The 15,437-nt window shown below is 61.0% G+C and carries 13 protein-coding genes and 1 pseudogene; 11 read left to right on the top strand and 3 right to left on the bottom strand.

Annotation, left to right across the window (positions count from 1 at the left end; genetic code table 11):
- Positions 1-140 precede the first annotated feature (140 nt).
- The 3 genes from LK440_RS08515 to LK440_RS08505 are packed head-to-tail and all read left to right on the top strand — an operon-like array spanning position 141 to position 3,449.
- The gene (locus tag LK440_RS08515; RefSeq protein WP_005013609.1) at positions 141-1,505 is read left to right on the top strand and encodes a putative bifunctional diguanylate cyclase/phosphodiesterase; all 1,365 of its coding nucleotides are present in this window, start codon (positions 141-143) and stop codon (positions 1,503-1,505) included.
- A gap of 39 nt (positions 1,506-1,544) precedes the next feature.
- Entirely contained in the window at positions 1,545-2,603 is a 1,059-nt protein-coding gene (gene aroC / locus LK440_RS08510) for a chorismate synthase (RefSeq protein WP_005013610.1), read from the top strand.
- 27 nt (positions 2,604-2,630) lie between these two features.
- On the top strand, positions 2,631-3,449 hold the full coding sequence (locus tag LK440_RS08505; RefSeq protein WP_005013611.1) for a M48 family metallopeptidase: 819 nt from the start codon (positions 2,631-2,633) through the stop codon (positions 3,447-3,449).
- A 37-nt stretch (positions 3,450-3,486) separates the two neighbouring features.
- Here LK440_RS08505 and LK440_RS08500 read toward each other — a convergent pair whose 3' ends face one another.
- The 3 genes and pseudogenes from LK440_RS08500 to LK440_RS08490 all read right to left on the bottom strand — a co-directional run bounded on the left by LK440_RS08500 (position 3,487) and on the right by LK440_RS08490 (position 5,328).
- Positions 3,487-3,789, bottom strand: coding sequence for a response regulator transcription factor (locus LK440_RS08500; RefSeq protein WP_017685696.1), 303 nt, complete (start codon positions 3,787-3,789; stop codon positions 3,487-3,489).
- 59 nt (positions 3,790-3,848) lie between these two features.
- Positions 3,849-4,971: pseudogene (locus LK440_RS08495) on the bottom strand (IS3 family transposase).
- A 57-nt stretch (positions 4,972-5,028) separates the two neighbouring features.
- A complete protein-coding gene (locus LK440_RS08490) occupies positions 5,029-5,328 on the bottom strand; it encodes a response regulator (RefSeq protein WP_005013614.1) in 300 nt (99 codons plus the stop codon).
- Between the two features lie 569 nt (positions 5,329-5,897).
- Here LK440_RS08490 and leuC point away from each other — a divergent pair.
- The 8 genes from leuC (at position 5,898) to LK440_RS08450 (ending at position 15,429) form a co-directional block, all read left to right on the top strand.
- Positions 5,898-7,301: a 3-isopropylmalate dehydratase large subunit gene (gene leuC / locus LK440_RS08485; protein ID WP_005013615.1), complete on the top strand. Its 1,404-nt coding sequence runs from the start codon at positions 5,898-5,900 to the stop codon at positions 7,299-7,301.
- A gap of 12 nt (positions 7,302-7,313) precedes the next feature.
- Complete coding sequence (gene leuD / locus LK440_RS08480; RefSeq protein WP_005013616.1) at positions 7,314-7,964, top strand: 3-isopropylmalate dehydratase small subunit; 651 nt, start codon at positions 7,314-7,316, stop codon at positions 7,962-7,964.
- 141 nt (positions 7,965-8,105) lie between these two features.
- Complete coding sequence (locus LK440_RS08475) at positions 8,106-9,326, top strand: ISL3 family transposase (protein ID WP_005011985.1); 1,221 nt, start codon at positions 8,106-8,108, stop codon at positions 9,324-9,326.
- 30 nt (positions 9,327-9,356) lie between these two features.
- A complete protein-coding gene (leuB, locus tag LK440_RS08470; RefSeq protein WP_005013617.1) occupies positions 9,357-10,433 on the top strand; it encodes a 3-isopropylmalate dehydrogenase in 1,077 nt (358 codons plus the stop codon).
- A 146-nt stretch (positions 10,434-10,579) separates the two neighbouring features.
- The gene (asd, locus tag LK440_RS08465) at positions 10,580-11,710 is read left to right on the top strand and encodes an aspartate-semialdehyde dehydrogenase (protein ID WP_005013618.1); all 1,131 of its coding nucleotides are present in this window, start codon (positions 10,580-10,582) and stop codon (positions 11,708-11,710) included.
- A 186-nt stretch (positions 11,711-11,896) separates the two neighbouring features.
- On the top strand, positions 11,897-13,522 hold the full coding sequence (locus tag LK440_RS08460; protein WP_005013619.1) for a type IV pilus assembly protein FimV: 1,626 nt from the start codon (positions 11,897-11,899) through the stop codon (positions 13,520-13,522).
- Positions 13,523-13,528: 6 nt separating this feature from the next.
- Positions 13,529-14,344 (top strand): tRNA pseudouridine(38-40) synthase TruA, encoded by an 816-nt coding sequence (gene truA, locus LK440_RS08455; RefSeq protein ID WP_005019353.1) that lies wholly within the window; start codon positions 13,529-13,531, stop codon positions 14,342-14,344.
- Positions 14,345-14,358: 14 nt separating this feature from the next.
- Positions 14,359-15,429 carry a TRAP transporter substrate-binding protein gene (locus tag LK440_RS08450; RefSeq protein WP_110097765.1) on the top strand — a complete coding sequence of 357 codons (1,071 nt, stop codon included), beginning with the start codon at positions 14,359-14,361 and terminating at the stop codon, positions 15,427-15,429.
- The last annotated feature ends 8 nt before the right edge of the window (positions 15,430-15,437 follow it).

Below are 15,437 nucleotides of genomic sequence, written 5' to 3'. Positions count from 1 at the left end.
TAGGGACAAATACCCAGTCGTATTTCAGCCATTTCATGCATAATTCCGCTGATCCCTGAGTTGGGGGTCCTAGGGGTCACCCTAGGGATGGGTCCGTGCCACAGAAACGGACGCTGTGCTCGCTGAAACGAGGGGGCTCCGTGGGCTTGGATGACCTGGTGAGACAGTGTCTGCTGCCGGGAGTGGTGCTGTTTGCCATTTGCGTTTTGTTTTTCGTTATTCGCGAGCATCGGCTAAGGCGCCGTCTGTCTCGGGACTCTTCCACGCAGGCACTGACGCCTGACAGCTTGCGCCACCGCGCGCAAGCCTCCATGCAGCGCGTCGGCCATGGGGCCATCTTTCTCGTCAAGCTTATTCATCATCCCGCCTTGAGCGCCATGTTGGCAGTCGAGGACAACCGGGCTTTGCTTGCAATGGTGGCAGCACGTCTGGAGCAACAGTCTGATGATTTCCTGGTGGCCCGTTACGCCAGCGATTCCTTTCTGATCTGGGCGCCCGCCGTGCAGGCCCAGGAAATTCCTGAGTTCGCTCCTCATATTCTGGAGCAGCTTTCCTGGCCTTATGAGTTGCGTGGGCAGCCGCTGATCGTAGATTTCCGGGTTGCGGCCGCAGCTTACCCTGATCATGGCGACAGCTTCGATGAGCTGGAGCGCGGGGTGCAGATTTCGTTCATGCAGATGGATGTGGACGGGCCGCACTGGAATGTGTTTGAGCCGGCCATGCTTGAACGCCAACGTCATTATCAAGGCCTGGAGCACGATCTGCGTGTCGCGCTGGCGTCATCGTCGATGGATCAATTCGATATCCATTACCAGCCGGTCTTCGATACGCGTACCGGCAATATCGAGGGCTGCGAGGCGCTGCTGCGCTGGCAGCATCCGGTGCACGGCAACGTGTCGCCCGGCATTGCGATCGAGTTGGCCGAGCGTACCGGTTTGATCGTGGGCCTGGGGGCTTGGGTTCTGGATACGGCCTGTGCGCGTGCGGCGACTTGGCCGGCGCACTGGCGTTTGCACGTGAACGTCTCCGTCCGTCAGATGTATGCTGAAGAACTACCTTTGCAGGTGGCGCAGACGCTGGCCAACACTCGCCTGGCGCCACACAGGCTTGTGCTGGAGATCACCGAGTCGCTGTTCATCCTGCAGTACGAAAGGCATGTGGCCACACTCAACGGCTTGCGCGCCCGCGGTGTGCAGGTCGCGCTGGACGATTTCGGCGCAGGCTATTCCAGTTTGACCCATTTGCGCCGCCTGCCTATCGATTGGGTCAAGGTCGATCGCGGTTTCATCGCCGAACTTGAATCGGATACGGTCAGCCAGGAGTTGGTCTCGGCGCTATTAGGGATGTGCCGTGCGTTAGGCTTGATGGTGGTGGCCGAAGGCATCGAAACTGAGGCCCAGCGCGATATTCTGAGCCGGTTGGGCTGCCATTTCATGCAGGGCTTTTTGCTGGGACGCCCGGCACCGGCGCACCAGATGCGGGTTCTTGCTTCTTCGGTGTCATAATCGAGCCTGCCCTCAAATACCGTACCTCGCAGATCCGCTATGTCTGGCAATACCCTTGGTTCTCTGTTTCGCGTCACCAATTTTGGTGAGTCTCACGGCCCCGCCATCGGTTGCGTCGTCGACGGCTGTCCCCCGGGATTGCCGCTCGATGCGGCTGACATTCAATCAGAACTGGATCGTCGGCGTCCCGGCACGTCGCGCCACGTCACTCAGCGCCAGGAAGCCGACCAGGTCGAGATTCTCTCTGGCGTCTACGAGGGCGTAACCACGGGCACGCCCATCGGCCTGCTCATCCGCAATACGGATGCACGCAGCAAGGACTACTCGAATATTGCCGATACCTTCCGTCCCGGGCATGCGGATTATGCCTATTGGAAGAAGTTCGGCCAGCGCGACCCGCGAGGCGGCGGGCGCTCATCGGCCCGGTTGACCGCGCCCACGGTCGCTGCCGGAGCCATCGCCAAAAAATGGCTGGCTCGCGAGTTTGGCACGCAGGTGCGTGGTTACATGAGCCAGCTCGGCCCGATCGAGATCCCGTTTGCATCCTGGGATGACGTGCGAGAGAACCCTTTTTATGCGCCTAATGCGGCGGTCGTAGCGGACTTGGAAGCCTATATGGACCAGTTGCGTCGCGACGGTGACTCCATCGGCGCGCGTATCGAAGTCGTGGCTGAAAACCTGCCCGCTGGTTGGGGTGAGCCTATCTACGATCGCCTGGACGCCGACATCGCACATGCCATGATGGGGCTCAATGCCGTCAAGGGCGTGGCGATCGGCGCCGGTTTCGCCAGTGTTACTCAGCGCGGTTCCGAGCATGGCGACGAGATCACGCCGGATGGCTTTGTGTCCAACCATGCCGGTGGCGTACTCGGTGGGATTTCAACTGGACAGCCGGTGACGGTATCCCTGGCCATCAAGCCGACTTCCAGCATTCGTGTCGAGCGCCGCTCGGTCAATCGGGCAGGCGAGCCGGTGGTCGTGCAGACGCTAGGCCGCCATGATCCTTGCGTGGGCATCCGCGCCACGCCCATCGCCGAGGCGCTGCTGGCACTCGTGCTGATCGACCACGCGCTGCGCCACAGGGGCCAGTGCGGTTGATTTTTGGCCTTTACCCGGGGTTGACCGATGAAGACCGCTCTGTACCGCGTGAGCGCCTTGGCAGGATTGATGGCGCTGGGGGCCTGCTCCAGCATGAGCACCACTCAGTCTGGAGCCATTGGCGTCAATCGTACGCAATACATGTCAAGCCTAGTGCCTGCAGCCCAACTGGAGCAGGAGGCCGTCAAACAGTATGGCGACACCCTCGCCAAAGCCAAGGCCCAGGGCCAGTTGGATAAGGACGCGGCCCAACTGACCCGGATCAAATCCATCTCGCAGAGACTGATCGCTCAGACGGGAGTGTTTCGGCCCGATGCCGCGCAGTGGCCATGGGAGGTGCACGTCATCGCCTCCGATGAGATCAACGCCTGGTGCATGCCCGGCGGCAAAATCGCGGTATATACGGGCTTGTTGAACCGGATCAAGCCCAGCGACGCAGAACTGGCGGCCGTGCTCGGACATGAGATTGCCCACGCGCTGCGCGAGCATGCTCGTGAGCGGGTGTCGCAGCAAATGGCGACCAACATCGGCCTGTCAGTCCTTTCGATCGCCACGGGATCCCAGCAGGCAGCCGACCTTGGCACGCGCTTGAGCGAAGTGATGTTCACGCTGCCCAACAGCCGCACGCATGAGAGTGAGGCCGACTTGATGGGCATGGAGCTTGCCGCCCGCGCAGGGTATGACCCGCGCGCAGCCGTGACATTGTGGCAAAAAATGGCAGCGGCCCAGACTGGACAGGCCTCGCCGGAGTTTCTCTCCACGCATCCCTCGGCCAGCACACGCATCGCGGATCTGAAGCAGGCGTCAGAGCGGGTTTTGCCCTTGTACGAGCAGGCCCGCCGTTGATGGATCCGGCAGGCGATTGAGGTGCGGTGCCGTTGAGTCAATGGCCGGTTTTGGCGGGTGTGACGCCATGGACCAATAGCGCTAACTGCAGGCGATCTGCCACGCCGACTTTCTCAAAGACCGCGGACAGATGCGCTTTGACGGTGCGTTCGGTAATGCCGAGCTGTTCGGCGATCTGCGCGTTGGATTGACCGGCAGAGGCGTGGCGCGCGACGGTGTCTTCCCGTGCGGTCAACAGAGCGTGGCCCCAATCCGCGGGTGTGCCGGCGCGATTTCGGGCCGTGCGTAACAGGCGGCCTACCAGAGATCGACCCATCCACATGCCGCCTTGGGCCACCACGCCGAGCGCCTGGCCGAGCTCTGTTGGGCCGGCGTAACCATGGTGACCTGCCCCCAGATTTAGTACGGCACCGACATAGAGCCCAGGGGTAAAAGACCTTCTTTCTGATGAGCCTGCACGAATTGCGCCGGCGTTAAATATCCGAGCGCGCTGTGAGGCCGATCGGTGTTGTACTCGACTCGCCAGTTTTCGATCAAGCTTTTAGCCTGTCGCAGGGACAAGAACCAGTGCTAGTTAAGGCATTCGTCGCGGAACTTGCCGTTGAAACTTTCGATATAAGCGTTCTCCACCGGCTTACCCGGCCGAATAAACGACAGCTTTACGCCTGCTTGGTAGGCCCCCAGGCGTCCAAGGCTCTTCCGGCGAACTCTGGCCCGTTGTCCACGGTAATAGATCGCGGCAGGCCACGCATCTCCGCCAGCCGTTGCAGCACCATGGCAACACGCAGTCCCGGCAACGACGTATCGACCTCGATGGCCAGGCATTCGCGAGTGTAGTCATCGACGATAGTCAAACAGCGGAATCGGCGGCCATAGGCTAGGCCGTCGGCCACAAAGTCCATTGACCAACTCTGATTCGGCGCGATTGCCGCTGGGCGAACCACGCGCTCGGTCGCCGCGATTCGCTTACGCTTTCGTTTTCGCACGCTTAACCCTGCCAGACTGTACAGCCGCCAGATTCGCTTGTGATTTGCTTGCCAGCCTTCGCGACGTAAGAGCACATGGATCCTCCGATAGCCGTAGCGTCGTTTCGCCACTGCCATCTCTTTCATGCGCTCGGTCAGCGCAGCATCGCCTGAGCGTGTGCTCTCGTAGGCAAACAGCGACCGCGAAATTCCTACCAGCCCACAGGCCCGGGTAACACCCATGCTGCGCTCGGTCATTAATGTCCTGACCGCCTCGCGTTTGGCCTGCGGGCTGACTACTTTCGGCTTAGCAGATCCTGAAGCGCCGCCTTGTCCAGCATCGACTCGGCCAACAGCTTCTTGAGCTTGTTGTTCTCCTGCTCCAGCTCCTTGAGCCTCTGAGCGTCCGACACCGTCATGCCACCGAACTTCGCCTTCCAGTTGTAGTACGTTGCCTCGGAGATTCCGTGCTTGCGGCACAACTCTGCGGGCTTGGCACCTGCATCGGCTTCCTTGAGCACGCCGATGATTTGCTCTTCCGTAAATCGTTTCTTCATTGCCATTCCTTTGGGAACGGACTCTACATCGATTTCGTACTAATCACGGGGAGCAGGTCAATGGCAGTAGCCTCTGGCCCCCGCGCCCAAGGCTTGCGTGCCCTGTTCGTCGCTGGGGTGCCGGCTGGCTACGACCAATGCCAGATCTTGCGTGATGTGGGCCCACCGAGCGTCCTGCCACCCAGGCCGTCGAGGCAAGTCAGCGTCCATCATCGCTACAGACCGGCCTTGTTCTCGCCAGCGGACGAGGTCGTTCGCCTGGTTTCCCCTGGCGGGCAACCAGCGCTTGTCCAACTGGCGCCAATGCTGCCATAACTGGTCATCCTGCGTCAGGAGCAGAACGGGCGTTGGTTTCATGGCGCCTGAGATGGCTGGGCGTCAGCGCAGACTCGGGTCGTCATGCGCGTGATACTTCGACAGCATGCGACCGATTGCGTGAGTAGCGAATGCGCCGCCCCGGGATGGCACTATTTAGCGACGTGTTTGTTAATCGCCTGCCGATCAGCCCTGCCGTTTCGATGCGTGTCGGTCGCGGGCGTGACATTTGTGCGGGCAGGAAACTCAAAGGCAGTGCGGGACCCGGGCTCGCCGCCCGCACATAATGTCCTGACCGATTTGAAAGAATATTTCGCATAGTCACGGATTATGATTGCCGGATAGTCGCCGATTGCTGAAATCATGTTGCGTAAGTATATCTTGCCAAATGCTTCATCAATGGCGATCCCTGAGTTAATCACTGGGATATTGACGTCCGTGATGCTTAAGGTGCCGGCGGTTCGGCGCCGGCTTGGCCACGTAGGGAAGGGGGTAGTGCTCGTACTAGTATTAATGGTTGAATTGTACTAGCTTGGTACCCTGGGCATAATCGCAGGATGCCGCACGGTCGTGACGACCGAGCGCGGTTTGCCCAACATCAGAGCGTATCCATGGCCCAAACCCTTTACGACAAACTTTGGGACGCCCACGTAGTCCATCAGGAATCAGACGGTACCTGTCTGCTCTATATCGATCGTCACCTTTTGCATGAGGTGACCAGTCCTCAGGCGTTCGAGGGCCTGACGATTGCAGGGCGCAAGCCCTGGCGTATTAGCGCCAACCTGGCGGTCGCCGATCACAACGTGCCCACACTCAACCGCGCGCAGGGCATCGAGGATCCGATTTCGCGATTGCAGGTCGATACGCTGGACAGCAATTGCGATAAGTACGGCATTACCGAATTCCGCATGAATGACCTGCGCCAGGGCATCGTTCATGTGATTGGACCGGAGCAGGGCGCCACCTTGCCCGGTATGACCGTGGTTTGTGGGGACTCCCATACCAGTACCCATGGCGCGATGGGCGCTCTGGCCTTTGGTATAGGGACGTCCGAGGTCGAACATGTGCTCGCCACGCAGACGCTCTTGATGAAAAAAGCCAAGAGCATGCTGATCAGTGTCGACGGCGAGTTGCCTTTCGGCTGTACAGCCAAGGACGTCGTACTGCACATCATCGGCATCATCGGTACCGCGGGTGGCACGGGACACGCCATCGAGTTTGCCGGAAGTGCGATCCGTGGTCTGTCCATGGAGGGCCGCATGACGGTTTGTAATATGGCTATCGAAGCCGGGGCGCGCTCGGGTATGGTGGCCGTCGACGACAAAACGATCGAATATTTCCGCAATCGTCCTTTTTCGCCGGTCGGCGTGCTCTGGGATCAGGCCGTCAATTATTGGCGTACGCTGCACTCCGACGAGGGCGCGAAGTTCGACACCGTCGTGCGCGTCAACGCAAAAGAAATCAAACCGCAGGTGACTTGGGGCACGTCGCCAGAGATGGTGCTGCCGGTCGATGGACGCGTGCCCGATCCGGATCGCGAAAAAGACGAAGTCAAGCGCAGCGGCATGGAGCGCGCGCTGCATTACATGGGCCTGACGCCCAATACGCCGTTGGTCGATATCCGTGTCGATCGGGTCTTCATCGGATCCTGCACGAATTCGCGTATCGAAGATTTGCGCGCTGCCGCCGCGGTCGCCCGTGGCAAGCGCGTGGCCGCCAACGTAAGGCAGGCGATGGTGGTACCGGGCTCGGGCCTGGTCAAACAGCAGGCCGAGCGCGAAGGGCTGGACAAGATTTTCGTGGAGGCAGGCTTCGAGTGGCGCGAACCGGGGTGCTCGATGTGCCTGGCCATGAACGCTGACCGCCTGGAGCCTGGCGAGCGTTGCGCGTCGACCTCGAACCGAAATTTCGAGGGACGCCAAGGGCAGGGCGGTCGCACCCATCTCGTCAGCCCGGCCATGGCCGCGGCTGCGGCAGTGGCGGGCCATTTCGTTGACGTGCGCAGCTATCGCTGAGCGGGGACAGACATGCAAGCATTTACTTTTCACGAAGGTTTGGTCGCGCCTCTGGATCGCGAAAACGTTGATACCGACCTCATCATTCCTAAGCAGTTTCTGAAGTCCATCAAACGGACAGGGTTCGGGCCCAACCTGTTTGACGAATTGCGTTATCTGGATCACGGCGAACCGGGCATGGACAATAGCAAGCGTCCTCTCAATCCGGACTTCGTGCTGAACCAGCCGCGTTATCAGGGGGCATCGGTATTGCTGGGCCGCAAGAATTTCGGCTGCGGCTCCAGCCGTGAGCATGCGCCTTGGGCTCTGCAGCAATTTGGTTTTCGCGCCATCATTGCGCCGTCCTATGCGGATATTTTCTTCAACAACAGCTTCAAGAACGGGTTGTTGCCAATCGTTCTCACCGAGCTGGAAGTCGCTCGTCTTTTTGATGAGGTCAGGGCGTTTCCCGGCTACAAGTTGAAGATCGATCTGGAGCGTCAGGTCGTCATCGGCGCCGACGGCCGTGAAATGGCTTTTGAGATCGATGCCTTCCGCAAATACTGCCTGCTCAATGGCTTCGACGATATTGGTCTGACGCTGCGCCAGTCGGACAAGATCCGTGCGTTTGAGGCCGAGCGCCTGGCACGTCACCCCTGGCTGGAGAGTCGGCCTGTCGCCTGACCTTCAATCCGCCTGAACTACGCAAACCGGGCATCTCGGTGGATGCCCGGCATTTTTTTGGTTCATCGCGGAATAGCGTGGAGCCGTGCTTGATTGCCGTTACGCTTGATCCTTGATTTTTCAAGGATCAAGGCCGGGATCATGCTGGACCGCAAGACGATCGAGAGGTTGGGTGGGTGGGAGGGTTATCGGGTGGAGCGGGTCGTGTGGCCTGAAGGTGAGAGCCGGACGGTCACGATTTACCTGAAGCCTTCAGCGCGAACGATGCACTGCGAGCACTGCGGCAACCGATGTCGGCAGGTGCATGAGACGACCACGCGCCGGGTGCGGGATCTGCCGCTAATGGCGCTGCGAGTGACGCTGGTAGTGCCGCGTCGGCGGGTCTGGTGCGAGCAGTGCGGTGGACCGCATCTGGAGAGGCTGAGCTGGCTGGGCCGTTACCAGCGAGTGACCGACCGGCTGGCCGAGGCGGTCAGCCAGTTGCTTGAGTCCAGCAACATTCTGGCCGTGGCGCGCTTCTTCCAACTGGGTTGGCACACGGTCAAGGCGCTGGACAAGGCCCTGCTGCGACGGGCGATCCAAGAGCCGGACTGGAGCCAGATCCACTACCTAGCGATGGACGAGTTCGCTCTACACAAGGGCCATCGTTATGCCACGGTCGTTGTCGATCCGATCCGCCGTCAGGTGCTATGGATCGGTGATGGCCGCTCGCGCGAGACGGCCAGAGCCTTCTTCGAACAACTGCCAACTGGGGTTGCCCAGCAGATCCGGGCCGTAGCGATCGACATGACGACGGCCTATGAGCTGGAGATCCAGGCCAACTGCCCCAACGCCGAGATCGTCTACGACCTGTTCCACGTCGTGGCCAAGTACGGCCGTGAAGTGATAGACCGGGTGCGTGTAGACCAAGCGAACCAGTTGCGGCACGACAAGCCGGCCCGCCGGGTGATCAAGTCCAGTCGCTGGCTACTGCTGCGCAATCGCAAAAACCTCGATCCGTGCCAATCGGTAAAGTTGGACGAGTTGCTCCAGGCCAACCAGCCCTTGCTCACCGCTTATCTGATGCGCGATGAGCTCAAACAGCTGTGGTTCTACCAACACCCCGGCTACGCCCGCCAGGCATGGGATCACTGGCTGCAACAGGCTCAGGGCAGCGGCATCGCCGCCTTGGCTCACTTCGCGCTCAAGCTAAAAGCCTATCTGCACGGGATTCTGTCTCGCTGTCGCCACCGGCTCAACACCAGCATCGTCGAGGGCATCAACAACACCATCAAAGTCATCAAGCGCCGCGCCTACGGCTACCGCGATCAGGAGTACTTCTTCCTCAAGATCCGGTCTGCATTCCCCGGTATTCCTCGATGAACCATTTTTTTGCCCTAAAAAGGAAGTCCCATGACCCAGAAAATCGCAGTCCTGCCCGGCGACGGGATAGGCCCAGAGATCGTTGAGCAAGCGGTGCGCGTACTTCGCGCGCTTGATCTGCCACTGGAGCTGAATCAGGCAAAAGTCGGCGGCGCGGCCTTCGATGAGTTCGAGCACCCTCTGCCGCCGGCCACACTGGAGTTGGCCAAGTCTTCGCGTGCAGTGCTGTTTGGCGCCGTGGGTGACTGGAAGTACGACAGTCTGCCGCGCGAGTTCCGCCCGGAGCAGGCGATTCTGGGCTTGCGCAAAGCCTTGGGGTTGTTTGCCAATCTGCGACCCGCGATTCTGTACCCCGAACTGGCCAGTGCGTCCTCGCTGAAGCCGGAAATCGTTGCCGGCCTGGATATCGTGATCATTCGCGAACTGACCGGGGACATTTATTTCGGAACTCCGCGCGGCGTGCGCAGCGCTGTGGATGGGCAGTTTACCGGTGAGCGCGAAGGTTATGACACCATGCGCTATGCCGAATCGGAGGTGCGGCGCATCGCCCGCGTCGGTTTCGAGACTGCTCGCAAGCGCAACAAGAAGCTGTGCAGCGTCGACAAGGCCAATGTGCTGGAGACCTCGCAATTCTGGCGCGACGTCGTCATTGAGACTGCACGCGATTATCCCGACGTCGAGCTCTCACACATGTACGTGGACAACGCGGCCATGCAGTTGGTGCGCAATCCACGCCAGTTCGACGTCATCGTCACCGGTAACCTGTTTGGCGACATCCTGTCCGATGAAGCGGCCATGCTGACCGGCTCGATTGGCATGTTGCCCTCGGCCTCGCTGAACGCGAGCGGCCAGGGCCTGTACGAGCCCAGTCATGGTTCGGCTCCCGATATCGCTGGCAAGGGTGTGGCCAACCCGCTGGCGACTATTCTGTCGGCGGCGATGCTGCTGCGCTACTCGCTGGAGCAGGCCGGGCAGGCCGATCGCATCGAAGCCGCAGTGCGTAAGGTGTTGGCAGAGGGCTTGCGCACGGCGGATATTCATGAGCCCGGCACCACCAAGGTCAGCACCGCTCAGATGGGCGATGCGGTCCTGAAGGCACTGGGCTGAGACGCATGCCGCAGCGCTGGGCAGCCGTCGCTGCGGCACGACAAGGCCCAGGATTGCGTGGGTGCGGCGCAGCATTGCACCGCGCATTCTGATAAATTGCAGTGATTCTTCCCATTTTTCATTCCAGACCCATAAAGAGCCCAGAAATGAAGCAAGCAGTAGGCCTCGTCGGTTGGCGCGGTATGGTCGGCTCGGTTCTCATGCAGCGCATGCGTGAGGAGAACGACTTCGCCCTTATCGACCCCGTGTTCTTCTCCACCAGCAATGCCGGTGGCGCCGCGCCCAAATGGGCCGAAGGCGCCGGTCCGCTGCAAGACGCAAACGATATCGAGGCCCTAAAAAAGCTGCCGATTATCGTGACTGCGCAGGGTGGCGATTACACCAGCGAGGTATATCCCAAGCTGCGCGCTGCCGGCTGGACGGGCATATGGATCGATGCGGCCAGCACGCTGCGCATGGCCGACGACGCCATCATTGTGCTGGACCCGGTCAACCGCCCCGTCATAGACGCAGCGCTCAAGCGTGGGGTGCGTAACTTCGTGGGCGGCAACTGCACGGTCAGCTGCATGCTCATGGGTTTGGCCGGCCTGTTCAACAACGACCTGGTCGAATGGATGACTTCCATGACCTATCAGGCTGCTTCGGGCGGTGGCGCCCAGCACATGCGCGAGCTGCTCAATCAGTTCGGCATCCTGAATCAGGCGGTCAAGCCGTTGTTGGACGATCCAGCCGCAGCCATTCTGGACATCGACCGAGGTGTTCTGGCCACACAGAAAGACGCCAACCTTCCTCGCGAGCACTTCGGTGTTCCTCTGGGTGGCAACCTCATTCCCTGGATTGACAAGGATCTGGGCAATGGTATGTCGCGCGAAGAATGGAAAGGCGAAGCGGAGACCAACAAGATTCTGGGTCGCGGCGAAGCTTTCGGTACGCCGGCCACGCCGATCGACGGGTTGTGTGTGCGCATAGGCGCGATGCGCTGCCATAGCCAGGCACTGACCATCAAGCTCAAACGCGACGTACCCCTCGATGAGATCGAAGACATGATTGCTGCGGGTACGCAATGGGCCAAGGTTGTGCCCAACACCAGGGAAGCGACGGTCGAGCAGTTGACGCCGGTGGCCGTCACCGGCACGCTGGATATTCCGGTGGGCCGTCTGCGTAAGCTTTCCATGGGGCCGCAGTACCTGGGCGCCTTCACGGTCGGCGATCAGCTGCTGTGGGGCGCTGCCGAGCCCCTGCGTCGCATGCTGCGCATCGCACTGTCCGAAGCCTGAGCGTCGCGGCGCGCAAGGGCGCATGTCGTATCCAAAGGGCACCTGGTAGGTGCCCTTTGTTTTACTGACGAGACGGGTGCTAGCTATCTTCGAGGCCGAACGAATATGTTCAGTTTATGAATCCGGTGTGATCCATTACACTTTTCCCCTGCATTGCCCTGGTCCAGAACACGGAAAAAATACCCTATGAGTTCGCGCCACACGCAGCACCACCGTTTCCAGCAGAGTTTCCGCAAGCATGGCCTGGCTCTGGCTTTGGCCATGACCCTGGGTGTCACGTGGGGAGGCAGCGCTCAGGCCGCGCGTTTGGGACATGCGAGAGTGATCTCTGCGCCGGGTGAGCCGCTGCGCGTCTCGGTGCCGCTGGTCGACCTCTCCGCCGAAGAGGCGCAGAGTCTTCAGGTGTCGTTGGCCGATGCAGCCGCGTGGGAGCAGTCTGGTCTGACGCCGCCCGCCTCCCTGGCGACCCTCCATCTGCAGACGCAACCGGTCACTGACCGTACGCGCCGCGATTTGCTGCTTGCGTCGCCACAGTCTCTGCAAGGCGAGGCCGTTGATATTCTGCTGGACCTGCGCACTGGTGCCGGGCAGCGTCTGGTGCAGGTGACAGTGTTGGTGCCCAAGGGGGCTCTGCGCGTTCAATCCGCGCAATTGGGTTCGGTGTCGCCCGCAGCGCAAGCGCCGCAGGCCGGCTCCGTCAAGGTGCGCCAGGGCGATACGCTCTACAACATTGCCCGGCGCAACAAGGTCTCAGGTGCCAACTTGCACCAGATGCTGGTGGCCTTGTGGCGTACGAATCCCGATGCCTTTATCGATGGCAACATGAACCGCATCAAGGCAGGCGCGACGCTAAGCCTGCCTGACGCCCAGACGGTGCGCAGCATCGATCCTGAGGAGGCTCGGCGCCATTATGTCGATCAGGTTGATAGCTATGCCCGCTACCGTGCGGGTTTGGGGAAGGCCGCAACAGGCGCGCGCGTGAGTTCGGGCTCGGCCAGCTCAGGGGTGGTGAGCCGTTCGGACATGCCGGCGGGCGCCCGTACCGAATCGGGCCAGGATCGTTTGCGGCTGTCTGGGGCCACGGCCAACAGCACCTCCGATGCCGGCGGGGATCGCAGCAGCTCTGACGCGCGTGCGCTGGCCGATGCGCGTGAGCGGGTCGATACCTTGCAATCCAACGTCGATGCCCTCAAACATGCTGGAGCAGGACGCGATAGCGCCAGCGACGGCACCGTGGGCGCGGCAGGCATGGCCGCTGGTGCAGCGGCAGCCGCGTTAGCGGGCGCGCGCCCATCGGCCAATGACACTGCGGCAGAGGATATGTCTGCATCGTCCTTGGTCCCGGCTGGCGCTTCCGACAAGGGTGGAGCTGCGGGGCTGTCGGCGCCGGCCGCCTTGGGATCTACGGCTGCAGAGCCCAGCCCTGCTGCAGGTGCCGCCGGGGCTTCCAGCGTGGCCCCCAAAGGCCAGGGCGCTTCAGGCATCGTCTCGCCAGAGACGAAAAACACCGCCGCGCCTGACGGCGCAGCAAGCAAGGCTGTCGCCGGCAACGATGCGGCTAAGAGCGGATTGCCTGCCTGGTTGGCCAACAACCTGTTGGTTATCGTGACTGCCATTCTGGCCCTACTCGTGCTGGCCATCGCCTGGGCGCTGCGGCGGGCAGGCGCGCGCCGTGACGAGGACAATGAGGAAACCCCCTATTCGGAAGCCCCCCGGCTGGATCAGGAGGCTTTGAACAAACGCCTGGACTCCATCAGTCTGGATCTGGACCCGCCTCCGTCGGACGAGCCTCCACCTACAAGCAGGACCTGATTTTTCATGACTCGCATTGCATTGGGGCTGTCATATGACGGCTCCAGTTGGCAGGGTTGGCAAACCCAGCCGCACGGCCAGACCGTGCAAGATACCCTGGAGATGGCATTGGGCCGGTTCTCCGGCATCGGAGCCGCCTTGCGCACAGTCTGTGCGGGCCGCACCGATACCGGTGTACATGCTGCCATGCAGGTGATTCACCTCGATACCGACCTGAACCGGCGAGCCGAGTCTTGGGTTCGGGGGGTAAATGCCTTTCTGCCTTCCAGCATATCCGTGCACTGGGCGCTGGAAGTACCCGAGGATTTTCATGCGCGGTTTTCTGCTCGTTCGCGCAGCTACGTCTATCTGCTGTGGCGCGGTAGGGTTCGTCCAGCGTTATGGGCGGGCCGTGCAGGGTGGTGCTTCCAACCTCTGGATGTTGCCGCCATGCGTCAGGCCGCGCAAACCCTGCTGGGCGAACACGACTACTCCAGTTTTCGTTCTTCACAATGCCAAGCGAGACACCCGGTGCGCACCATGAGCCGGCTGGACATCGCCGAGTGCGGTGACTTCCTGGTATTTACGCTGCAGGCGAATGCTTTCTTGCATCATATGGTACGTAACATCATGGGGGCGCTGCTCCAGATAGGGCAGGGGCGTGAGCCGGTGGCGTGGATGGGCCACCTGCTCGCAGTGCGTGACCGACGCCTTGGTGCGCCCACATTTTCTCCAGATGGCCTGTATCTATCTGCTGTCGATTATCCGCGGGCATTCGATCTGCCGCAGCTCGATGGCGCAGGCACCTTTCTAGCGCCGTTCACTTCTGCCTCTCAACCTTAGTCTGAGAACCTGCCATGCAGCGCCGTTCCTTCCTTAAGAAAGCTGCTTTGGGAGCAGGGGGCGCGGTCGTCGCTGCGCCGGTGTTCGCGCAGGATGCTCCGGTTTTACTATGGCGGCTGGCGTCCAGTTTCCCGTCGCAGAGTTCGATCATCTATGCCGCAGCAGGCGATTTTGCGCGATACGTCCACCAGGCAACGGACGGCCGGTTTTCCATCGACATCGTTCCTGTGGAACAGGATGTTTTAAGCGCGGTGGGCGATGCTAACGTCGAGTGCGGCCACACCGCCTCGTGCTATTACTACGATCTGGACCCTTCGCTTTGCTTTGACGGCGCCGTGCCGTTTGGTCTCAATACGCGCCAGATGAACGCCTGGATGCGGCAGGGCGGGGGCCTCGATCTGCTACGTGGGCGGTTTCGTCAGCATCGCATCATCAACTTCCCTTGCGGTTATACCGGTGCGCAGATGGGCGGATGGTTTCGCCACGAAATCAAGAGCGTGGGGGATTTCAACGGTTTGAGGTTGCGCGCCAGCCCTTTCGCAGCTGCCGTGTTGGCGCGACTTGGAGCGCAGCCTCAACAGATTGATGGCGCCCAACTGCGCGCTGCGCTCGCTACGGGCCGCATTGACGCGGCCAAATGGATAGGGCCCTGCGAGGACGAGGCGTTGGGGCTGCACACGTCAGCGCCCAATTACTATTTTCCGGGCTGGTGGGAGGGCACGCTGCAGACGTCCCTGTACGTCAACCTGGATGCCTACGAAGCCTTGCCCCTCAACTACCAGGCCGTTATTGCACAGGCCAGCGCTTTGGCTGGGCAAGAAATGATCGCCCGCTACGACGCCGCCAACCCTGCCGCACTGCGGCGATTGGTAGGTGCAGGGGCTACGCTCAAGGCTTTTCTGGCATCCGTCCTTCAGGTCTGCCAGGCCGAATCTGCCAAGTTGTGCAATACCCTGGCGGCGCAGGATGCGGCGTTCAGCCAGCTCTACGACAGCATGGTTGCCTTTCGCGAACTAACGATCCCCTGGTTACGTCTGGCCGAAGGAAGTTTTGATGGCGCCATGAGCTCCCGGAGCTCGCGTTAGCCTCATCA

The sequence above is a fragment of the Bordetella holmesii genome, from assembly GCF_020735985.1.
In the GTDB taxonomy this organism is placed as follows: Bacteria; Pseudomonadota; Gammaproteobacteria; order Burkholderiales; family Burkholderiaceae_B; genus Bordetella; species Bordetella holmesii.
This window is presented reverse-complemented; position numbering and strand designations above follow the sequence as displayed.